The 21,750-nt window shown below is 57.8% G+C and carries 16 protein-coding genes; 4 read left to right on the forward strand and 12 right to left on the reverse strand.

The window, feature by feature from the left end; translation table 11 throughout:
• Positions 1–66 precede the first annotated feature (66 nt).
• The 4 genes from HUW35_RS09880 to HUW35_RS09895 all read right to left on the reverse strand — a co-directional run bounded on the left by HUW35_RS09880 (position 67) and on the right by HUW35_RS09895 (position 5,265).
• Positions 67–2,547, reverse strand: a complete 2,481-nt coding sequence (locus HUW35_RS09880) for a DNRLRE domain-containing protein (protein ID WP_255463220.1) — start codon at positions 2,545–2,547, stop codon at positions 67–69.
• An 80-nt stretch (positions 2,548–2,627) separates the two neighbouring features.
• On the reverse strand, positions 2,628–3,317 hold the full coding sequence (locus HUW35_RS09885) for a DUF1566 domain-containing protein (RefSeq protein WP_181252199.1): 690 nt from the start codon (positions 3,315–3,317) through the stop codon (positions 2,628–2,630).
• Positions 3,314–4,861, reverse strand: a complete 1,548-nt coding sequence (locus tag HUW35_RS09890) for an ethylbenzene dehydrogenase-related protein (protein ID WP_219932521.1) — start codon at positions 4,859–4,861, stop codon at positions 3,314–3,316. Before HUW35_RS09890 ends, HUW35_RS09885 begins: the two co-directional genes overlap by 4 nt.
• Positions 4,862–5,013: 152 nt before the next feature.
• Positions 5,014–5,265 (reverse strand): YdcH family protein, encoded by a 252-nt coding sequence (locus HUW35_RS09895; RefSeq protein ID WP_181252200.1) that lies wholly within the window; start codon positions 5,263–5,265, stop codon positions 5,014–5,016.
• 197 nt (positions 5,266–5,462) lie between these two features.
• Between HUW35_RS09895 and HUW35_RS09900 the strand changes: the two genes are divergently transcribed.
• From HUW35_RS09900 to pelA, 3 genes are all read left to right on the forward strand, one after another.
• The gene (locus HUW35_RS09900; protein WP_181252201.1) at positions 5,463–7,580 is read left to right on the forward strand and encodes a TonB-dependent siderophore receptor; all 2,118 of its coding nucleotides are present in this window, start codon (positions 5,463–5,465) and stop codon (positions 7,578–7,580) included.
• 100 nt (positions 7,581–7,680) lie between these two features.
• The gene (locus HUW35_RS09905) at positions 7,681–8,808 is read left to right on the forward strand and encodes a PepSY domain-containing protein (RefSeq protein WP_181252202.1); all 1,128 of its coding nucleotides are present in this window, start codon (positions 7,681–7,683) and stop codon (positions 8,806–8,808) included.
• A gap of 164 nt (positions 8,809–8,972) precedes the next feature.
• Positions 8,973–10,166, forward strand: coding sequence for a pectate lyase (gene pelA, locus HUW35_RS09910; protein ID WP_181252203.1), 1,194 nt, complete (start codon positions 8,973–8,975; stop codon positions 10,164–10,166).
• Between the two features lie 89 nt (positions 10,167–10,255).
• Here pelA and HUW35_RS09915 read toward each other — a convergent pair whose 3' ends face one another.
• From HUW35_RS09915 to HUW35_RS09950, 8 genes are all read right to left on the reverse strand, one after another.
• Positions 10,256–11,272 carry a cytochrome d ubiquinol oxidase subunit II gene (locus HUW35_RS09915; RefSeq protein WP_181255646.1) on the reverse strand — a complete coding sequence of 339 codons (1,017 nt, stop codon included), beginning with the start codon at positions 11,270–11,272 and terminating at the stop codon, positions 10,256–10,258.
• Positions 11,273–11,277: 5 nt separating this feature from the next.
• Complete coding sequence (locus HUW35_RS09920; protein ID WP_181252204.1) at positions 11,278–12,657, reverse strand: cytochrome ubiquinol oxidase subunit I; 1,380 nt, start codon at positions 12,655–12,657, stop codon at positions 11,278–11,280.
• An 86-nt stretch (positions 12,658–12,743) separates the two neighbouring features.
• The gene (locus tag HUW35_RS09925; RefSeq protein ID WP_181252205.1) at positions 12,744–13,298 is read right to left on the reverse strand and encodes a GbsR/MarR family transcriptional regulator; all 555 of its coding nucleotides are present in this window, start codon (positions 13,296–13,298) and stop codon (positions 12,744–12,746) included.
• 79 nt (positions 13,299–13,377) lie between these two features.
• A complete protein-coding gene (locus tag HUW35_RS09930; protein WP_181252206.1) occupies positions 13,378–14,262 on the reverse strand; it encodes a DUF1853 family protein in 885 nt (294 codons plus the stop codon).
• Between the two features lie 69 nt (positions 14,263–14,331).
• Positions 14,332–16,665, reverse strand: a complete 2,334-nt coding sequence (locus HUW35_RS09935) for an autotransporter outer membrane beta-barrel domain-containing protein (RefSeq protein WP_181252207.1) — start codon at positions 16,663–16,665, stop codon at positions 14,332–14,334.
• The gene (locus tag HUW35_RS09940; protein WP_181252208.1) at positions 16,655–17,404 is read right to left on the reverse strand and encodes an OmpW family protein; all 750 of its coding nucleotides are present in this window, start codon (positions 17,402–17,404) and stop codon (positions 16,655–16,657) included. The genes HUW35_RS09935 and HUW35_RS09940 overlap by 11 nt, the downstream gene beginning before the upstream one ends.
• A 295-nt stretch (positions 17,405–17,699) precedes the next feature.
• Entirely contained in the window at positions 17,700–19,199 is a 1,500-nt protein-coding gene (locus tag HUW35_RS09945; protein WP_219932523.1) for a DUF1254 domain-containing protein, read from the reverse strand.
• A 242-nt stretch (positions 19,200–19,441) separates the two neighbouring features.
• Positions 19,442–20,209 carry a hypothetical protein gene (locus HUW35_RS09950; RefSeq protein WP_181252210.1) on the reverse strand — a complete coding sequence of 256 codons (768 nt, stop codon included), beginning with the start codon at positions 20,207–20,209 and terminating at the stop codon, positions 19,442–19,444.
• A gap of 321 nt (positions 20,210–20,530) precedes the next feature.
• Here HUW35_RS09950 and HUW35_RS09955 point away from each other — a divergent pair, with 321 nt between their 5' ends.
• On the forward strand, positions 20,531–21,748 hold the full coding sequence (locus HUW35_RS09955; protein WP_181252211.1) for a sodium:proton antiporter: 1,218 nt from the start codon (positions 20,531–20,533) through the stop codon (positions 21,746–21,748).
• Positions 21,749–21,750 lie beyond the last annotated feature (2 nt).

Below are 21,750 nucleotides of genomic sequence, written 5' to 3' on the forward strand. Positions count from 1 at the left end.
AACCAAAAGGGCTTTGCACTGCAAAGCCCTTTTTTGTGAGCCGCGTTTGTGAAGCGGCCTGCTAAATCAGTTGCTCGGACACAGCCCCTGCAGTCGCAACAGCGGACCCTGTCCAGTTTCCTTGGAAGTCATGTCGACCCCATTACTCCCTGACTGGGAGGCGATGACCAGTCCGGTGTTGTTGCCGAGCCAGGTTTCCACAATGCCGGAAGCGAGCAGGTCAATCTGGTGACTGCCAGTGGAGGAGGGCACGAAGCTGGCCAGTTGTGATCCGAGAATCACACTGCCACCGACGCTGTTCCAGGTTGCGGACTCTTCCTGCCAGCCTGCGGTGGCTCGGTAAATACCGTAGGTATTTCCGGAGCGATCGGTTACGTTCAGTTCCAGTTGGGCCTGGGTAAAGCTGGAGCAGTTCTCTATGCCTGTCAGATCAAATTTGACCAGGGTGTAGAGCTCCCCGTACTGGCGATCACTGCCATCGGCCAGTAGTCCATCGCTGCTGCCATCAAAGTTGCTCGCGCCCTGTGCCGAGCCGACGAATACGTCGTCCGATGCAGCCTGCACAAATTGCTGGCTGGTGCCGGAACCGGAAGAGCTGCCCGAGGAGCTACTGGAGGAGCTACTCGACGAACTGCCGCCGCAATCGGCGTCGACGGTCAGTACCGGCGCGGTACCGGTTTCCTTGGAGGTCATATCCACACCGTCACTACCACCCAGTGAGGCGATTACCAGTCCGTGGTTGCCACCGCCCAGCCAGCTCTCAATGACATTGCCCGCGAGCGCAACCTGACGCAGTCCGGTGGTGGATGGGGTAAAGCTGGCGACCTGGCTGCCGAGCATGCCGCTGCCACCAATATTGCCCCAGGTTGCGGACTCTTCCTGCCAGTCACTGGCCGCCAGGTAAACGCCGAAGCTGCTGTTGGAGTAGTTGGTGATATTCAATTCCAGGGTGACATTGCTGAAGCTGCTACAGCTCGCGATATCGTCCAGGTCAAATTTCACCAGGGTCATCATCTGGCCATAGGCGGAATCGCTGGCATCGGCCAGCAGGCCTTCATTGCTGCCGTCGTAGTTGGTCGATGTGAAGTTGGCGGTGACAAATACATCGTCGCTGGCGGTCAGTGCTGTGGCTTGCCCACCGGAGCCGCTACCGGAAGAACCGCCGGATGAACTGCTCGAGCTACTGCCTGGGTTGGTCCCGATCACGCTGCGGTTACTGGCGTTGCGAGTCAGGCTCATCGCTTCGCCCACGTGGTTTGCACTCCACCAGTTGATGTTGCCGGGCAGTACCAGCGAATCGGCAGCGCGCTCGGCGCGGCTCAGGGTGCTGGCGGAGGTGTTGAACTGCGCGGTGCGCACAACTACTTCTTCACCGCTCACCTGAATCACCTTGAACTGCTGGATGCTGGCGAGATCAATGGTCCAGGATTTGGGATCGTTGGCGGAGCGCGCCGGCGCTCCCCAGCTACCTTCGCCCACGTACACGGTGCCGCCGTTGCCGGTCGCTGCAAAGCCGTTGCCATCCGGGATCAATGCTTCGGTGAGTTTGGTCATGTGGGTGTCCGACTCCACCACCAGATTGATCGCGTTGTCGTAAAAGTCCTGCGCCCACCAGCTGTGCAGAATGGTGTTTTCCGATTTACCGGAATAGTGCGGGAACATGGGCTTGTGATATTGGGCAAAACGCCACTGGGCGCTGCTGCCATAGGCCGCGAGGTCGCTCTGCAGCCAGCTGTTCATGGCGCTGGCATAGGAAGACCAGCCGCTGTTTTTGAACTGGCTGTTGAGGGTGTAAACACGCAGCAGCGGGGACACCTGCACGGCACCGTAGGTGTCATCCGGATTGCAGTTGCCGTCGCCGTCGAAATCCACACCGAACACCTGACACAGGGTGAAGTAGTTGTTGTCTTCGTGATTGCCGTGGGTGGGAATCAGCGGGTAAATACGCTGGTAGTTGTAGCCGTCGATCTGGTCGCTGGAGTAGGTCAGCTCCCAGTCATCGAGGAATGCGCGCATCTGCGATGCGCTATTGGCATCGGTAAAGTCACCACCATGCATCACCGCCAGCGGGCGGATTTTTGCCAGCAACTGGTTGCCCTGGCGGCGGGTGGTGTGGCCGGTGCGGGTATCCCCGCCGGCGACGACCACAAACGGGTCGTTGTTTTGCGGCGCGGTGCGAAACCAGAAGCGATCGCCACAGCCATCCTGGTCACACACGCGATAGAAAATTTCCGCGTCCGCTGTGAGATTTTGCAGACGCACGAAATGGCTGACCACACTGCTGTCAAAAGTACGGGTGGCATCGACACCGGCTGTGGACCAGCCGCTCTCATCAGTGGTGTAGCCGTAACTTACGTAAGGATTGTTACTGCTGCCGTCCGGAGAAAAGCCGATGACGGCGCTGTCGCGACCATCGCTATCCCATACCAGCCGGTGATGTTTGGTGGCCGCATTGGCGTCTGTGAAAGTTAGACCTGCGAACATCGCAGCACAGATGGTACTGCGTGCGATTCCGGCCCATAGATTACTACCCAGAAAGTTGTTCATGGGGAAACTGTCCTGATTAAGGATTATTGTGGGGCGAATTGGTTTGGAAAAAGGTACTGCGAGGAAGAGTGTGCGAGCGCTTAGTGACAGCTTTTTGAATTTCTAGCCACCAGGCGCACAAATGCCGCATTGCGGTGTGGAAGTGTGACCTGTTGCCCTTCCACAAAACTGACCGCTTCGGCGCCGCTTCCCAGATGCTGGTAAATGCCCTGCAGTGGTTTTCCGGAATCCGCGGTCCAGTAATCCCCGCGCTTGGTCTTCGGGAAGAACGCGGTATTGATGGCCGGCTGGCCCGCTTTGCTGTCGGCATATACCAGGGTGCGCAGTTCGGTTGCGCTTGGCAGTCGCCAGTTATTTTCTGCACATAGCTGTTGCTCGCGGGTGCGACGGATCAGGTCCGCGGTATCGCAGCGGTCCGGTTCAAAGTAGCAGTCGCCAAGGTTCTGGGAGCCTGCCGCCGGTAGCGGCATTGCGTCCTGTATTGCGGCAGCGGTCGTGAATCCTGTTTCCGCTTTCCGGTACCAGGAGTAGGTCCAGAGACCATCGTGAATACTTTCATCGTCGGTTTTGACTTCCCACAACAGGCCGGTGTTTGTGTCACAAACACAGGACCAGGGGCCGGACCAGGGAGCAAGCGCGTCGCCGCGGTTATTTATTTTTACCAGGTGATACGGCTGGGGTTCCGGGTTGGCCGGTTGCTTGAGGAATGCAGCCAGGCATAAAACCAGCGGCAGGCCAGTAACGACGAAGGTGCGTTGCCAGCGGTTCATTGGGCGAACGCCAGGCGAATGGCACGGGTGTGCCGGGTGTGGGCAATCTGCGCGCGGTCAAAGGCGGAAACCCACAGGCAGATACCGTCGCCGATAGGGACATCCAGCGATGAGCCGGTTACCAGACTGCGCGCCATTTCCAGTGTCCAGTATCCCTCATGCCAGCGCGCCCGCGCGCGCACGTCGGCGCGGTCGCCTTCGAACCGGTTGGAGTTGTACAGCACCGAGGGCATCACGCTGCCCGTGGGAATCCCGGCATCGGCCGCTTCGGTATACGGGTGATAATCGAACCAGGGAATAACCCGCAGGTTGTGCCCGGCATTGGACAGCGCAGCCAACTGCTCCGGGCTCTGCGGCAGCCGCTTGGGGGTAATACTGTCGCGCCGGTACCACTGCCAGTTCATCACATAGGCGCCGGACTCCTTGCCATCCTGCTGGTAACCAGCGGTATAGCGGCGCTCGCCGGCGCGGGGGCGGTCTGCCGGGCCGATAAAATTGTCGTCGGCCAGATACATATCGTTGGAGCGCACGGCTTTCCAGTGCCACAGGTCGTGCAGCTGGCCATCGCTGCTGTAGTGGTAGCCCTTGCCGTGCCAGTTGGCCGGTTTATCCGGCAATGGCTTGCGGCCCAGATGTGCGGTGCCCGCGGCGCCAAACGCGCAGTTGGGAGAGAGCAGTACCGCGAACTTGTCCTCGTAATGGCGCACTTCATTGAACTCATGGAATCCATCCTGCTGCACCTGCCAGCCGGTATCGGTTTTTAGCAGGGGCAGGTGCGCCAGGCTTTTATCCCTGTCGCGCCAGCGGGCCAGCAGGAAAAACTCCGTACCATTGCTCAGTGCACGCAGGGTCACGTTGGTAGCGCCGTTATCGAAGTTGGCACCGCCATCGGTGTTCACCGTAATAGAGCGGGCGGCTTGCCAATGGGGCTCATCGGCATTGCCGTCGATATGGATATGATCACTCAGGGCGATACTCTTTACTTCGAGCGGGTAATGACTTTGCTGGCTGGTCAGCTGCCACATGATTGCGAACAACGGGAGCGCAGCAAGTGCGCTGATGCCCAGGCGCACCCGCGCGGGAAGCACAATGTGGAAAAGCGCCGAACGCCCCCAGCGAATCAGGTAGAGTCCCCCGTGTCCCAACAGGTACAGGCCCATACCGAGGGCGCAGAAAAAGTGGATATCGCGGGTGGTGCTGCCAGCGGTAAAAAACATCAGCCAGCCGCTGGCAAGCGAGCCTGCCAATACCGGGTAACCGGCACGAATAATGGCTCTGTGCCATCCGCACCAGAGTGGACGCTTCTTTTGACTGGTATTTTTGATGCGGAAAATCAGATACAGCAGGGCGCAGAGAGAAATGGTGAGGGCGCTAAAAAAATGCAGCTGGTGTACTGCGCCCTGTGGCAGCAGTTCTTCGAACTCGGCGACCAGCGGACGCTGCAGGGTGGCGATACGCAGTCCAGTGAACAGGCTGCACAGCACTGCGAACATCGCAGCGCTGTGCAGCAGTATCCAGTTCAGGCTCTTGCGCTCGGGAGTCACTTTGCCGCCTCAAATAAGGAACAGCTTAGACGTATCCCGTGGCAGATTTATGAATTGCGCGCCCGCTAGAACCTTGCGCGTAGAACCTTGCGCGAGGTTACCCAGTACGCGTTAGGGATCGACGCGCATTGTCCTGGGCGCAGTCGGCTTGTTCAGGCCGAGCCGTTCTCGCGGACGATCTGTTGGTACAGGCGGTCTTTCATGTGCGCCCGGCGTATCTTCAGCTGGTTGAAGTGATTGTCATCGGTGGCTACCCCTCGTTCTTCGAGTCCTCGTATTTCCTTATCCAGCTTGTGGTAACTGTCGCTGGTGGAACGGAACTCGAGGTCGTCCTCGCGCAGGTGCCGAATGGTCTGGGCGTATTTGGGGAAATCGGCTTCCAGTGCGTGGGAGGGTATTGCCATTGATGTATCTCCAGTAGGTTGGTGAAAATTTAATCGTTACAGATAAAAGTCTAGCTGTTGATTCCGATGTCAGCCCCGCTGACGGCAGGCTCATGAACGCTCAACTAAAGCTAAATGATAATAAGTTGCATTTGCGAAAGTGCTTCTCTAGAATCCCGTTCCAAATTCATGGGGTCATCTTCTGGGGATATACAAAGATGCAATCAGAACAGCACATTTTTGCGCGTACTCTGCTGGCAACTGCTCTTATCGCGGCGGGCAGCGCTAACGCCGACGACAAATCTAATGTAGTGGAAAATGTAGAAGTCGTGGGGGAACAGGCGGAGTCCTACCTGATTGACGGGGCAGACACCGCCACCGGCCTGGGCCTGTCGATCATGGATACGCCACAGTCCGTGTCCGCCATCGGCAGCACCCAGCTGGATGACTTCAATATGTACAACCTGAACGACGCGCTGCTGGCAGTGCCGGGCATTCAGGTTGAGAGCGTCGAAACCGACCGTACCTACTATTCCTCGCGCGGCTTCGATGTCACCAACTTCCAGGTTGACGGTGTGGGCCTGCCGGCTACCTACGGCAACCGCAACGGCCAGACCGATACTTCCATCTACGAGAGCATCCAGGTAGTGCGCGGGGCCAATGGCCTGATGAGTGGCGCCGGTAACCCGTCTGCCACCGTGAATATGGTGCGCAAGCGTCCCACCGACGATCTGCAGATGTCGTTCAGTGCCATTGCCGGCTCCTGGGGCAGCCTGCGTCTGGAGAGCGATGTATCCGGCACCCTGACCGACGGCCTGCGCGGCCGTCTGGTAATGACCAAGGAAGACGCTGATTCCTACCTGGACTACTACGCCACCGACAAATCTGTAGCCTACGGCGCGCTGGAAAAAGACCTGGGTGAGTCCACCCTGCTGACACTCGGCGCCAGCTACCAGAGCAGCCTCGCCGACAGTCCCATGTGGGGCGCGTTGCCGCTGGTGTACTCCGACGGTACTGCCACCGACTACGATGTGTCCGCGAGCACCTCGGCCAAGTGGGCCTATTGGGACAACATCGAGAAAGAAATTTTCGCCGAGCTCAAGCACGAACTAGCTAACGGCTGGGAAGTGAAGGGTTACTACAGCACCGCGGATATCGAAGGCGACAGCGACCTGCTGTACATGTACAGCCTGCCGGATCGCGAAACCAATGAAGGCCTGATCGGCTACGCCAGCAAGTACACCCTGGACGAGGATCGGCAAGTATTCGACCTGCGCACTTCCGGTACCTACAGCCTGCTCGGCCGCGATCACGACCTGCTGTTCGGCTACAACTGGTCGGAAGGTTCCACTACCGAAGTTTCCCTGTACGACTACACCAACGGTTTCCCGTGGATCGGTGACTTCACCGAGTGGAACGGCGAGACCCCGGTGCGCCCGGTGTATACCGACGGCCTCACCGGTAGCGACTTCGACTACGAGCAGAGCGCCATATTTGCCGCGACCCGCTTCCGCGTTACCGACAACCTGAGTCTGGTGGGGGGCGCACGCGTGGTGAACTGGGAAGCCGAGGGCGTGGGTTACGGCACCAGCAAGCTGACCGAGGTGGATGGCAAAGTGCTGCCCTACGCCGGCGTGGTGTACCGGATTGACGACAGCTACTCCCTGTACGCGAGCCACACCGAGACGTTCCGCGCCCAGGACGATATCGCGGAAGACCTGACCTTTATCGATCCCACCGAAGGTGTGAACGACGAAGTGGGTGTGAAGGGACAGTTCCTGGATGGCAAGGTGATTGCGACCCTGGCCTATTACCAGACCCAGCAAAACAATGTGGCGGAATACGCCGGACAGATCCCGGATCCGGTCAACGATCAGGTCATGATCGACTTTTACGAAGGGCGTGATTACGACAGCGACGGTTTCGACCTGACCTTGAGCGGTGAGCTGATTGACGGTCTGAACATGGAGTTCAGCTACGCCAAAGTGAACATCGACAACAAGGCGGGCAACGGCCTGAACCGCGACTTTATCCCGGCCCAGACCGTGCGCCTGTACGCCAGCTACCGTCCGCCGATGCTGGATCGGCTGAAAGTCGGTGGTGGTATCAACTGGCAGGACGATATTTCCCGGATACACGCTGCCGGCCACACCATCAAGCAGGATGCCTACGCCACCCTGCAACTGTTCGCCAACTACAAAGTGACCGAGCAGCTGAGCTTCTCCCTCAATGGGGAAAACCTCACCGACGAAAAGTACATCAGCAGCCTCTACTGGGATCAGGGCTTCTATGCCGCGCCGCGTAATTTCAGTGCGTCGGTCAACTGGCGTTACTGATTCGGTAACGTATTGATGTGATTCCCTGGGGCGGCGGGCCTGAAGACCGTCGCCCCGTTTGTGTATTTAGAAATTGTGTTTTTACAGACCGCCAAAAATCATGAATAAGACCCTGTTCAAACTGCACAGCTGGATGGCCCTGATCGCCTTTGTACCGCTGCTTCTCATCTGCGTGACTGGCAGCATTCTGGTGTTCAAGCACGAAATCGATTCCCTGCTCCTGGCGGACAAGGTGCGGGTAGAGTCCGGCGGGCGCGAGCGTCTCAGCCTGGATACCCTGGAGGCATCCCTGCAGAGTCATTTTCCGGACTACGAAGTGGTGGGCTGGGCGCTGTTCCAGGACAAGGAGCGCGCGGACCTGGTGTATACCATGCAGCGCGGCACCGACGAGTGGACCTATGCCCTGATCGACCAGTACAGCGGCGAGCCCCTGCGCGCGCCCATGGGGCTGACCCATCACCTCACCGACTGGCTGCTGGACTTCCACTACACCCTGTTGATGGGGGACTGGGGCATGTTGGTAACCAGCGTGTTTTCGATTCTGTTGTGCCTGCTTGGCATCACCGGTTTTATTCTATACCGCAAATTCTGGAAGAACTTTTTCACCCTGCGCTGGAACGCGCGCATGATCGTGTACTTCTCCGATCTGCATAAAATGACCGGCATCATCGGTGCGCCGGTGCTGCTGATTCTCGGGTTTACCGGCGCCTGGTGGAACATCACCCACTTCGCCCATGAAATGGAAGAGCACGCCGAAGGCCACGAGCACTACACAATGGAACGGCGGCTGTACAGCGATGACCTCTCCCTGCAGGCGCTGATGGATGACACCGGCAACCAGCTGCAGAATTTTGAGACCACCTATATCTCCTTCCCGTGGGAGCCCGGCAGAAACCTCACTTTCTGGGGCGATGTGCATACCGGCAACCCGCTGCTCAGTCAGTACGCCAGTAACATTACCTACAACGCGCAGAGTGGCGAGCACATGCTCAGCTACGATATCCGCGACGCCTCACTGGGTGCCAAGATCCTCGACAGCTACCGCCGCCTGCACTTTGGCAACTTTGCCGGCCTGGTGAGCAAGATCCTGTGGTGTGTAATTGGTCTGTCACCGCTGCTGCTGTCCTTCACCGGTATCTATATCTGGAACCAGCGCCGCGGCAAACGCAGGGCGGCGCGCGAGAAGCGCCGGGTCAAGGCCGCGCAACTGGCCGGGGCCTCTGCCTGAGGGTAGGCTCACGGGCCCGAATGCATCCTTCCAGCCGGGCTTGTCCCGGCTTTTTTGTGTCCGGTTTCTTGGACAGTTTCATCACAACACGGCTTTTGCTACCATCGTTTGGCCTTACCAAATAATTAAATTCTGCCTGACAGAATCCCGTAGCGAGCCCTAGTATGAAATTTGCCCAACTGTCGGTCCGCTCCCTGCTGCTCTCGGCCCTGGTGTTCAGCGTTTCCGGTTGCAACGCAGAGGCCGACCCGCTGGATCAATTACAGCCTGCCAAGACCATGGCCGAATACCGGGCCATGTCGGAACAGCTCTACAAGCTGGACCAGGCCGCAGTTAAGGCGGAAGCCAAGGCCGCGGGCCTGGACAAGCCTCCCAAGCCGAAAAAAGCCAAGCGCTTTGGTTTTGATGCGCAAAAGGCGGCCACCGATAGCGACTTTTTCACCACGCCGGAAGGGCGCCAGATCGCTGAAAACCTGCTGACTTTCCAGACGCCATCCGGCGGCTGGTCCAAGCGCACGGATATGGGGGTGCCGCGGCCGCAGGGCTACCAGTACGGCACCGAGAAAAGCTACGTGCCCACCTTCGACAATCTCGCCACCAGTACCCAGTTCTGGGTCATGGCCAATGCGTGTAACAGCCTCGGGGAAGCGCGCTACTGCGACTCCGCAACCCGCGCGCTCAAGTACATCCTGATTGCCCAGTACCCCAACGGCGGCTGGCCGCAGACCTTCCCCCTGCGGGGCAAGTATCACGACTACATCACCTACAACGACACCGCGATCACCAGCCTGCTGGCCATTGTCGCCGCCGCGGCCAATGACGATGCGCGCCTGAAGTTCGTGCCGCAGGCACTGCGCGAACAGGCGCAAGACAGCCTGCAGCGGGCACTGGAAATGGTGGCCGCCACCCAGGTTGAGGTGCAAGGCAAACCCGCTATCTGGGGCGCCCAGCACGATGCGGAAACCTTTGCCCCCAGTGCAGCGCGCGCTTTCGAACCGGTGGCACTGGCGACCAGTGAAAGTGCCGACCTGGTGCTGTTCCTGATGTCACTGGAGCAACCGCCGGCACATATCCAGAAGTCTATCGACGATGCCAAAGACTGGTTTGAGAAGCACCGCATCGACGGCCTGCGTTACCGTCGCGACGGCAAGCTGCCGTCACTGGTGCCGGAGGAAGATGCCGACCCGCTGTGGGCGCGCTTTTACGATATCGATAGCGATCGCCCGATTTTTGGCGACCGCGATGGCAAGGTGTATTTCGATGTGGATGAGGTATCGGAAGAGCGTCGCCGCGGTTACGCCTGGTACACGGAGCAGCCGTACAAGGTGATCAAGCAATACCGCAAGTGGCAGGAGTAAGCCGTTTATTTCCAACGGCGCCCTTGCATAAAAAAAGCCCCCGGTTAGTCCCGGGGGCTTTTTATTTACGGGCCAATTAATGAAAGTGATTAGTGATAGTGCAGGTCGGTGGCCTTGCCCCGGAACACCCGGTAGGAGAACGCCGTGTACATCAGGATCATGGGCACCACCACCACGGCGCCGACCAGAATAAACTGTAGCGATTCCCGCGCACTGGCGGCCTCCCAGATGGACAGTTGACCGGGCACGATATCCGGGAAAAAGCTGAAGCCGAGCCCGCTGAAGCACAGGGTGAAAATTCCGACCACGATGGCGAATGGCACACCGCAGTGACGATCCGCTTCCTTGGGCAAACGTCGCAGCAGAATGTCGTTGGCCACAAAGCCGAGAAAACACAGGGTAGGAATCAGCAGCACGAACATCACCAGCGGGAAGGTAAACCAGCGGTCGAATACTCCCGGGTTGACCAGCGGGTTGATCAGGCATACCGCCACCACGCCGACCAGGGAAGCGCGTCCGGCTGTTTTGGTCCAGCCCACCGCCCGCGCCTGCAGCGAGGATTCGGTTTTCAGCACCAGCCAGGCGGCACCGATATAGCTGTAGGCCGCGGTGACCCCGAGGGCGCTGATGCCACAGAACAGCAGGGCAGGCAGACTCTGGTCAAACCCCATCACGTACTGGCCGAGTATATAGCCCTGGGTGAGGGTGGTTACCAGCGAGCCGACCTTGAAGGTGCGGTCCCACGCGAGCTTGTGATCCACCGCCGCCTTGGCGCGAAAGTCGAACGCGACCCCGCGCATGATCAGACCAATCAACATGATCGCCACTGGAATATACAGGTGCATCAGGATCAGGCTGTGCGCCGCGGGAAAGGCAATCAGTAACAGTCCGACTGCCAGTACCAGCCAGGTTTCATTGGCATCCCAGAAGGGGCCGATGGACGCGATCATGGTATCGCGCTGCCACTCATCCTGCTCGCCCATGGGCAACAGGATGCCCACACCCAGGTCGTAGCCATCGAGAATCGCGTAGGCGAGTACCGCCAGCCCCATCAGCCCGATAAACACCACCGGCAGCCAGTCGCCACTAGTGGAAATTGCGCTCATGCTGTTCATCGGGTACCTCCGGCGATTTTGGATTCGGGCAGATTGGTGAGGCTGCCATCTGGCGCGGGCTCGTTGGTTTCAAACTCCTCCACATACACCGATTTGAGTGCCATGCGTTTCAGGGTGTGGATATACGCCCACATCAGGATTACGTAGACAATCAGGTAGAGGGTGAGGGAAAGCCCCACATTGGCCGGCGCAACCGGAGTAACCGCATCCGCGGTAGTGAGAATCCCGGTTACCAGCCACGGTTGGCGGCCGACCTCAGTTACGTACCAGCCCGCCAGGGTGGCCACCCAGCCGGAAAAAGTCATTGCCACAAGGATCTTGAGAAAAGTGCGCGGAATCTGCGGCCTGCGCAGCAGATAGCAGCCGGCCCAGGCAACCGCCAGCATCAGCAAGCCCATACCCACCATAATGCGGAAGCCGAAAAACAGCGGCTTGACCGGCGGGTGGTCGCCCTCGAATGTATTCAGGCCGCGAATCTCGCCATCGCTGTGGTGAGTGAGGATCAGGCTCGCCAGCTTGGGAATGCCCACGGCCAGATGATTACTGCGGGTTTCCTCATCGGGAATGGCAAACAGCAGCAGCGGCGCGCCCCGTTCGGTTTCCCATACCCCTTCCATGGCGGCGATTTTTTGCGGCTGGTGCTCGAAGGTATTGAGCCCGTGCAGATCCCCCACAAATGCCTGCAGGGGTGCCAGTACCGCGGCCAGAATTAGTCCGGTTTTCAGCGCCAGTCGCGGCGCCTGTTTTTCATCCCCTTTCAAAATCCGGTATGCGGAGAGGCCGGCAACAAAAAACGCAGCCGTCAGCCCGGATGCCAGGAGCATATGCACCAGGCGATAGGGGAAGGAGGGATTGAAAATGACCTGCAGCCAGTCCGTTGCGTGCACCACACCATCGCGGATCTCATAGCCCGCCGGAGTCTGCATCCATGAGTTGAGCGCGAGAATCCAGAACGCGGAGAGGGTTGTGCCGATGGCTACTACCAGTGCGGAGAAAGTGTGTACCTTGCTCGGCACGCGCTTGATACCAAACAGCATAATACCGAGGAAAGTCGCCTCCAGGAAAAACGCCGTGAGTACTTCGTAACCCAGCAGAGGCCCGGCAATATTGCCCACCTTTTCCATATAGCCCGGCCAGTTGGTGCCGAACTGGAAAGACATGGTGATACCGCTCACCACGCCCAGCGCGAACGTCAATGCAAAAATCTTTACCCAGAACCGGTAAGCGCGCATCCACACCGGGTTACCGGTGAGGTCGAAGCGCAGTTTGAAAAAAAACAGGATCCAGCAGAGGGCAATGGTGATGGTGGGGAACAGAATATGAAAGCTGATATTGGTGGCGAACTGTATTCGCGACAGCATCAGAGTATCCAGCATAGGTACCTCGGTGGCAGGCGGCCGTGGGCCGCGGGTGGGTTACAGCGGGTGCCGGGAACTTTTAAGTGGTGCGCTTCTCCGTTGATTTAGCTATTGGATTTTTTCGACTTGGCGCCGGCCTTGAGGTCCAGCAGCTTGTTCAGTCCTGAGCCCAGTTTCATAAGCCGAATCAGGTCCTTGTGCTCCAGCTTGCTCAGGGTATTGGCGAACTGGTCGAGCATTTCCAGCAGGCTGTAGACCTCCTGGATACGCTCCTGCGCCTGGGCTTCCTGTGGGTCCCTGGGATCGGTCAACAGCAGCTGGCGCAGCAGGGTGAGGGTCGGATCCAGCTCGCGCTTGCGGCGTTCTTCAAACACCGTGCGGGCGAGATCCCAGATGGAGCCGGCCGCGGTGAAATAGTCTTTCCTGTCTCCGGGCTGGTGATGTAATTCGATCAGGCGCCAGGCCTGCAATTCCTTGAGCCCCATACTCACATTGCCGCGACTGATCTTCAGCGCCTCCGCCAGCTGGTCGGCATTCACCGGTTCGGAGTGGATCGTCAACAGGGCAAACATTTGCCCGACGGTGCGATTGAAGCCCCAGCGGCTACCCATTTCACCAAAATGCAGTACAAAGGCCTGCGCCTGACTGGAGAGTTTCATTATCTTCTTAACTTTCAGAAATTTCTGAAAATTGTAAACAAGGATTGACCGGTGTCAAGTTCGGCGGTCATTTCTTTTGTTAGGGAGTGGCGAGCTGCGCCCGGGAAGCCCAGTCATTCGGCACGATAAATCCGCGGGTGACTTCGCGGTATTTATCCACAGCGGCGATACACAGGGGCCCTCGGGCATTTAGCTTTTCGGTGATTGCGCCGGTGGCATCGGTCAATGTGAGCGGCGGGGTATCGTGGATGGGGGCGCAGGGAGCGAGCCAGCATTGCTTGGGCAGTTGCAGCCAGTGCCAGGGTTTGTCGGCAAAGGTGCGCAGGAAGCCAGGCCAGTCTGCCCACCAGTAATCCTCACCGGTTGCGGCATTGCCTAGCGGGTGGAAGCGGCGCCCTGGCATCAGTGTCCACTGTCGTTGTATCTCAATGCTCTGGCCGCGCAGGAGTGGCTTGACTTCCGGCTGGTGAATTATCGGAAGCTGGTGATCGCGGGTGCGTGCGAGTTTGATATCCAGCCGGTCCTTCAGGCCGGGGCCGACCCAGGCCTCTGCAATCTGCAAGTAGAATTTGACCGCCACTTCCCAGTGTTCGGTGACATCGTGGGGAAGATACCGCACCACGAAATCCAGCTCACCGAGCGTCTTACCGGCAACCCGGAGCGGGAGATTGCGCGCGATCAGCTGGTACTGGGGGTGATACCTGAAGGCAAATGTCCAGAGGTTTTCGAAATAGACTCCCAGGCGCCGGCTGCTGGTCGACTCTACAAACGTGCGTAAAATATTTTCCAGGGAAGCCCGCATCGCCGGCGCGGCAAAAAAATCCCCTAATTCTGCGCGCCGTTCGCTCGGCAGCCAGGGCAGGGAAGATGTCTCACTGATATCGTCAGTGGTGAGCGCCCACAACAGGTTGTCCCAATGGTCGGGATAGGTTGAAGGGAGAGTTGGGGTGTCCGGATCAGTCATGCGCCGATTATAAGTAAAAGCGTGGCGCGGGCTGAACTCTGCCTGTCTGCGGGCGGTCGGTAATTCCGGTTACCACTTGAAGCGGAACCCGAATGTAAGGCTCGTCTCATAGCTGTCCCCGAAGTTGTCCATGCTGGTCGCGTAGTCCACTTCGCCGTAGACCGAGCAGCGGTCGCCGCACTGATCGTAGGTAAAGCCCAGGCCGAGCTGTCCCCACCAATCATCGCGCGCCTGGTACAGTGCGCTGCCGGAAACATCCACTTCCGTCTTGTCGTCAAAGTAATAGAACGCATTGGCGATGGCGTAGAGGCCAATACGCTCCAGCAGCAGATTGCCGTACATATTGCGATTGACCCGCTGGCTGACGCGCTGCTCGAACGCCACGCCCAGTCGCGCGAACGCGCCCCGGTTATCCGTGTCGGCCAGGTAAGCGCCGTAGGGATCGAAATTGTCATCGATATCTTCGGCGGTATAGGCCAGCTGGAGCTGGGGTGTGATGGAATAGAAGTCACACAACCTGAAGCTGTGCCCGCCCTCTACGGAAAAATTAAACCCGATGGCATCATTGCCGGTGCCGAGATACCAGAGTTCGTGGGAATAGAGGTCGGAATCGAACCAGTTGAATTGCGCCTGGATATCCGCGTAACTCCCCTGGCTGCCATACCAGGTGAAGGTGCTGCCGATGCCCCAGTTATCGGTACGGATGTCGCCGTGGCCAAAGTAACTATCGAGCTCGGTACTGCCGTAGCCGTACTGGGCAAAAACGCCGAGTACCAGGCGCCCCCGGTAAACCGCTGGATCAAAGGAAAAATCTGCACCCAGCTGAATTTGGCCAAAATCCTGTTGCCACTGTGAATAAGATGTCGACCGTTCGGGATCATTTTCGCTATAGGCGGAATTCCCCCTAATCCACAAGCCGCCGCCATCGATTGCACGTTCAATGGCATTGCCGTAACAGCAGACGCCGCGATCGCGGTGGCTGGTGCCGGCCCAGAATCGGTTACCCACACGCTTGCGCAGTGTGGTTGGCGCGTTCATGCGACGGATCGCCTGGGCATAGGTTTCATACAGTACAGCGCCGGGTTGCCAGCGTGGAATCAGCTGGCCGCTATCGGTAAAGGGGTCAACGATGGTAGATCGCAGGTACCAGGTGCCATTGTCGGGATTGTTGATAGCGCCGCGGTGCAGGCTATAACCATAAGCGCCGCCGACGGTAGCCGGGCGCCTGTCGTAGCCCCGGTAATCGCCATCGAGGATAAATGCCCTGGGCGGGTTATTTCCTCCTACCCGGATAATGGGAATGCCATTACCAGTAGTGATTGCGCCGTCGCCACCTGCATTGTAGATACGCACAAAGGTGCGGCCGCTTGCGTTGCCCTCAATACTCAGGAAGTCCGTCGGGGCGTCGTCCCCGGCGAGTGTGGTATCCATCCACAGGCGCGCGTCGCGCCCGCGCCCGTCGTAGTTACCGAAGCGTCCATTTGCGTGGCTACTGATGTCGAGGCGGTTGAATTCGCCATTTGCGAGTAACAGCGTGCCCGCGTTGTTCACATCGCCAAAAATAGTGAACTGGGATTCAGTGGGTTCAACAATGGCACCAAAACGGATATCCAGTCCCAGAGGCTGCTCACCATCGCGGCCACCGCCAACAGATAGATCATTGAACAGTCGCAAACGCGTACTGCCGTTGACGATAATCCGTTCCCAGTTGAGCAGGTCGCCACCGTCGAGCAGGTGGTCTAGTTTGAAACGCAGGGTATCGATGTAGCCGTCATCTGCGTAGAGATCATCGCCGCCATCGAGAATGGCATCTCCTTCGTAGGCGTAGGCATCAATCTCTATGTAGTCGGATCCATTTCCACCATCAACGTGATAGACCAGGCCCTCATCCAGATAGAGAGTGTCGTCCCCGTCCCCCAGCGACAGCTTCTCATAGATAAAACCACCATCCAGTAAAACGTAATCGTCACCGGCGCCCATCTCTGCAACAAAAATAAGGCCATCGTAGAGTTCCAGCCGATCATTTCCCGCGCCGGTATTCAGGCCACCGCCGAAATAGTTACCGATTTCCGAATCGCGAACGTCGATGATGACGGTATCGTTGCCATTTCCGGTAAGCAGGTCGGTTTCAATCACCGCGCCGTTCAGGTTGACGAGGTCATCACCATCGCCGGCATCCACATTGCCGATAGTGCCGCCGTTCAGATCCAGAGTATCGTTTCCCCCGAAACTGTTTACATCGGCTCCTTCTGCATCGTTATCTTCGTCACACAATATCTGGTCGGGCCCGGCAGTACCGGTATTGCCCGGGCTGCAGTCGGCTATGGCACCCAGTGGAAACGCAGTAAGACCCAGAGCGAGCCAAATGCCCGCGTGCCAACGTGATGCTGAATCAGAACTCATAGGTGATACCCAGATTCAGGGTCCAGGGGTTGGTTTCAAATTCTGAATACAGGCGCTCGTAGCCGAGTGTGGTGGGGTAAGTAACTTCGGTATCGAGATTCGAGTCGGTGTAGATCACGGCTGCATTGATCAGCCAGGAGCGCATAAATCCGCGGCCCAGGCGCCAGTCTATGCCGAGTTGTGCACTGGCGCCCCAGGAGTGGGTCATACCGAAATGCCCGGGTCCCGTCGCCATGCCACTGGCCTGAAGGTAGTTCTGGAATTCCGGGTAAAGGTCGTCGTCGTAATAGTCGGAATAATTCAGTCCAACGCCAATGTATGGTTGACCGAGACATTCCAGATCCGTCATATACCAGTTGACGAACAGGTTGGCCGAGGAGGCACTGAATCGCCCGAAATGAATATTGTCGCGCCCGGGACGTGCGCGGAAATTTTGCAGCAACAGCGAGTGATCCGAGTCGCCAATATACAACATCTCGATACCGAGATAGGGCAGCGGTCGCCATACACCGGAAACATTCCAGGTGGTGTCGTCCTCGATTTCCCAGCGGGTCCTGTAGAGCTCCCAGTCCTGCAGCAGGTAGTATTTGAGTGAGGTGTTGTTGTCATCGGGATAGACAAAGCTGGCCCCTACACGTACGTAGAACCGGGTAAGGTCTACATCGGAAACAGGGATCTGCGCTTGCGCAATAAAAGGGAACAGGAATGCCAGGCAAACGGCCAGCTTGAGTTTTTTCATTGTTAACTCCGTTTAACACCGGTTGACGCTGACGACCTGATTATCATTGGCTGGTCGCGCATCGTATCTTGAGTTACTGGCGCCCCATTTATGATTGGATGGCGCTGCAGATGCCGAATAAATTATCGGAAAATCTCAGAGGCACCTGTAAAAGTAGCATGAGGTAGCGAGGTTGCAGGAGAAAGGGTGACCATTGAGTGACGGCTGGTAATTCAGCATGGGGCCCGCGTGAGAACGGCGGGCCCGCGCTGCCAAATCTTCAATTTTTCGGATGGGTTTCAATGCTTGAATTCAATCACTTCACCAGCTCCACTTCACTTGGGCGCCACTGCTTCATGAAAAAGGGTTCCAGTGGGCTATAGAGCCGCAGAACCGGGAAGAAGCTTTTGCCCGGAATGGTCTGGATCCAGTTGCCCCGGGCCACGCCGTCCGGTTGTTCCGGAGAGAAATATACGGTGATGGATCCATCACTTGCGGCTTCGGCGGCGGGTGATGGGTAGCTCTGACTGCCGGCCCGTGGATAGCGCTGTGGCGTATCGAGCATCGATCGGGTCATGGTGTCGTATAACGTCCAGGACCAGAACTTCTCCGCTGGCACATTCTTTGGCAGCGTAACCTTGTAGGTTTTGGCTCCATCGAAGTAGTTGTTGTCTGAATCCACCATGGTCCACAGGTAGGTGGAGCCGATCCCGGGCAGGCGCATGGCCATGGCCGGGGTGATACCGGTAACGCCGTAAAAGAACGCCTGGCGCGCATCCAGCTGGCGGTAGCCGGTGGTCGGGAAAGGTTTGACGCCCTGTTTGGTGATCAGCGGGATGGGCGTCTCGAACTCGTAACCGGTGACAAACAGCATGTTCTGCCAGTTAGAATCGTCGTAATAGAACCAGCTGCGATCCCGCGAATTCATTAACAAGGTGCGCGACGTGGCATTGCCGATCTTCAGCGCTTCCTCAAGAATTCTTTTCATGCGCGCGTCCGGCGCAAACGGCTTGCCCTTGACGATGCCGATGGCGGCGACTGGCCCCATCAGTTCCGGGTCGAGCGAAGTCGCCGGTTCTTCCTGTACCACCTGGTTCAGCATCTCGTAATACGACATGTCGTTTGGCGGAATGGTATTCATCACCTTGCCGCTGCCCTCATGAAATACTGTTTCGGCGGGCTTGGAGGGTTTGCCGAGCTTGGCTTTACCAGCGAGGAATTCAGCGACGGAGGTGCCGACGCCGCCGGGGTTGTACGGGTAGACCTTGGTGAACTTGCGGATGCGCTCGGCCACCGGTTTCGGATCGTTATTGTTTTCCAGGAAGGCGCGGGCAAACCATACACCGTGGATGGTTTTGGAGTGCGCAATGTAGAAGCCACCCTCGGGCAGGGGGCCATCATAGCCCGGAGGCACAATCAGGTATTTGCCGCCTTCACCGCGATCCGGCCCCGGCATGCCGATATCGATCACCCAGCGAAACCAGGCATCCTGAATCGTGCCGAGTACCTGCGGCGGTACTTCCAGCACCAGGGGGCCTTTGCTGAGATCGAAGCCGCCCATCAGATACACAGTGTCCGCGTTGGCGGTGAGGAACAGCGACTTGGCATCCATCAACTCGGAAAAAACGATGACCTCGTTATCCTTCACGCCAATGTCGCTCAGGCCCTTGCGCAGCGCGTAGATACTCACCCCGCGCATGGTGTCGGAAAAGGCGCGTACCGCGTGGGCCAGATCCAGTTGCTCATAAACCTTCTTGCTGGTCTCCTCGCTTGGCATGCCGTCGTCAAATTCGAGTGTGCCTATGCGCGATTCCACCTTGTCCGGCGTTGTAATGGAGGTCGGGACGGAAGCATTTGATTGTGCAGAAGTGGATTGTGCGGCGCTAAATAGAATAGAGGCTGCAGCTAGGCCTATGAGCTTGAGTAGACTGGGCATTGGGGGAACCAAGATAGAGTGGGGTTTTCTGAAAAAAATTCTAGCACCGCGAAAGAAAGGGCCCGGAAAATGGCAGTACATTTCATCGTATATCACGGAAATGTCATAAAGTAATCGCGCCGCTAAAACGAAAATTTGATACCGGCGAACAGGCCACTCAGATCCAGATCGTCAAAATAACGCGAATTATCGAAATTCCATTTCAGGTAGCGATAGCCACCGACAATATCGTAGCGGTAGCAGCGATAATTGATGGCACCGAACCCTTGCCAGGTCGAATCGCTTTCCCCGCCGCCGACATCCGCGTAATAGGTGAGATACCAGCGATCATCGAGATCGGTCTTGCCGCGCAGGCCAATCACGCCATCCCATACACTGCCGGAGTCCGAAACTCTGAAGCGACGGAATCGGTCGATGCCTCCGGTGACATCCACATCGAGCCCCAAATAACGCGCGCCGAATGTCACGTTGAGTCGCGTGATATCGGACTGATAGAAACGATAGGCGCCGCCCAGAGTGGAAACAAATCCCTCAAGGTCAATATCGGCACCGACGCGGAACAGGTCGCCGCGAAAGCGAACGGTCTGCCGGATATCGTCGGATACATCCAGATAGATCATGTCGGCAAATAGCGTCCATTCGTTCCGGCTGGCGGCGAGGGTGCCCATGAAGCCCATTTCAAGATCTTTGATCAGTTCATCGAAGCCGATATCAATATTGTCGCCACTTCTGTTTTCGCCACCGATACTGGCGCCCCACAGGTAGAGTTCGGCCCCCAGCATCCAGCGATCCGGAGGGCCTCCACCGAACGTCTCGGCCCGACCGTAACTTTGTGCCTGCGCCAGACAAAAGGGAAAGCTCAAAAGAAATAGTATCAGGATGCGTTTCATTGCGAGTCGTCCTGTGGTCCTGTCATTATTCATATGCCTCTGGGCCGGGTGCTACTCCGGGCAAACTAAGCCGTGAGCGTCCAGCTGCGCGCCGTCCTTTTCCCCACGATTTATTGAAAGCACGGTTTTTGAATCTCTAGATCTTGGATTAGATTGACGGCGCCAAGGTGGCTTTAACTGACGATTTGTCGCGATGGCCATAAAAAGGAGATCTATCGGCGCCACTTTAACAATCGGACTAAGCTCCAGACTGTCCATGACTGTCGTCGATACGCATTCCTTGTTTCCCCGGCAGTGGATAAAGAGGACAAGGAGAGTCCTATGGATTACGCCGATCTCACCATTCTGGCGCTGTTTGTTTTTGCTTACTGCGCTATCAGCGGCCGTGCGGATCGCACGCCCATCAATGGCGCGCTGGTGTATACGCTGTTTGGATTGGCGTTTGGCGCCTGGGGACTTGGGCTGTTGAGTTTTGAAATGGACTCGGAGAGCCTGCGCACCATCGCGGAATTGACCTTGGCGCTGGTACTCTTTTCTGATGCAGCGAATTCCAACCTGCACGTCTTGCGCAAAACGATTGTCGTGCCCCAGCGCCTTCTCTTGATCGGTCTGCCGTTGACCATCGGGCTGGGTATTCTGGCCGGGCTGTTCCTGTTTCCCGAGCTGCCAGTATTCGAAGTGGCCGTGCTCGCCACCATGCTGGCGCCAACCGATGCAGCGCTCGGCAAGGCTGTGGTCTCTAACCCGGCGGTCCCCGGCTTTATTCGCCAGGGGCTGAATGCGGAAAGCGGCCTTAACGATGGTATCTGTGTTCCCATTCTGTTTGTGTTTCTCGCGCTCGCCACCGGGGAGGTATCGGCTGGAGCGCCGGGCGGGTTGGCGCTGAAACTGGTGATGGAAGAGCTGGGTATCGGCTTGTTGGTGGGCCTCGGACTGACAGCGATACTCACCCTACTATTGCGCAGCGCCAGCCGGCGCGGCTGGATCATGGACACCTGGCAACAATTGCCTGTTATCACCATGGCGCTCGGATGTTTTGGTGCGGCCCAGTGGTTGGGTGGCAGTGGTTTTATTGCGGCGTTCAGTGGCGGACTGCTGTTCGGCTGGCTGGCGCATGCGGAAAAACGCGAATTATTGAAGGCGGCGGAAGGTGCCGGGGATGTGCTCGCGCTGCTGACCTGGGTGGCATTCGGGGCCGGCGTGGTGGCCAAGGCGCTCGCACATATGACCTGGGAAGTCGTACTGTATGCGGTGCTTAGCCTGACCGTGGTGCGCATGCTGCCGGTGTATCTGTGCCTGATCGGGACCGGGCCCGATTTGCGCGAGAAACTGTTTATGGGGTGGTTCGGGCCACGGGGCCTCGCGAGCATTGTGTTTGCTGTTATCGTGCTCGATCACCAGCTTCCCGGGAACGACACACTTCTCCTGACAGTCTCCATCACCATTTTACTCAGTGTTATCGCCCACGGCTTAACCGCCAACGCCTTCGCGGCGCGTATTGGGCGCGACGAAGCCGGGCCGGGTGGAGCATCAAGCTAGCC

It is taken from the genome of Microbulbifer sp. YPW1 (assembly GCF_013367775.1).
GTDB lineage: Bacteria > Pseudomonadota > Gammaproteobacteria > Pseudomonadales > Cellvibrionaceae > Microbulbifer.

Coding starts and splice junctions, on each gene's coding strand:
- HUW35_RS09880 (WP_255463220.1), bottom strand. CDS start 2,547: ATGAACAACTTTCTGGGTAGTAATCTATGGGCCGGAATCGCACGCAGT.
- HUW35_RS09885 (WP_181252199.1), bottom strand. CDS start 3,317: ATGAACCGCTGGCAACGCACCTTCGTCGTTACTGGCCTGCCGCTGGTT.
- HUW35_RS09895 (WP_181252200.1), bottom strand. CDS start 5,265: ATGGCAATACCCTCCCACGCACTGGAAGCCGATTTCCCCAAATACGCC.
- HUW35_RS09900 (WP_181252201.1), top strand. CDS start 5,463: ATGCAATCAGAACAGCACATTTTTGCGCGTACTCTGCTGGCAACTGCT.
- HUW35_RS09905 (WP_181252202.1), top strand. CDS start 7,681: ATGAATAAGACCCTGTTCAAACTGCACAGCTGGATGGCCCTGATCGCC.
- pelA (WP_181252203.1), top strand. CDS start 8,973: ATGAAATTTGCCCAACTGTCGGTCCGCTCCCTGCTGCTCTCGGCCCTG.
- HUW35_RS09915 (WP_181255646.1), bottom strand. CDS start 11,272: ATGAGCGCAATTTCCACTAGTGGCGACTGGCTGCCGGTGGTGTTTATC.
- HUW35_RS09920 (WP_181252204.1), bottom strand. CDS start 12,657: ATGCTGGATACTCTGATGCTGTCGCGAATACAGTTCGCCACCAATATC.
- HUW35_RS09925 (WP_181252205.1), bottom strand. CDS start 13,298: ATGAAACTCTCCAGTCAGGCGCAGGCCTTTGTACTGCATTTTGGTGAA.
- HUW35_RS09930 (WP_181252206.1), bottom strand. CDS start 14,262: ATGACTGATCCGGACACCCCAACTCTCCCTTCAACCTATCCCGACCAT.
- HUW35_RS09935 (WP_181252207.1), bottom strand. CDS start 16,665: ATGAGTTCTGATTCAGCATCACGTTGGCACGCGGGCATTTGGCTCGCT.
- HUW35_RS09940 (WP_181252208.1), bottom strand. CDS start 17,404: ATGAAAAAACTCAAGCTGGCCGTTTGCCTGGCATTCCTGTTCCCTTTT.
- HUW35_RS09950 (WP_181252210.1), bottom strand. CDS start 20,209: ATGAAACGCATCCTGATACTATTTCTTTTGAGCTTTCCCTTTTGTCTG.
- HUW35_RS09955 (WP_181252211.1), top strand. CDS start 20,531: ATGGATTACGCCGATCTCACCATTCTGGCGCTGTTTGTTTTTGCTTAC.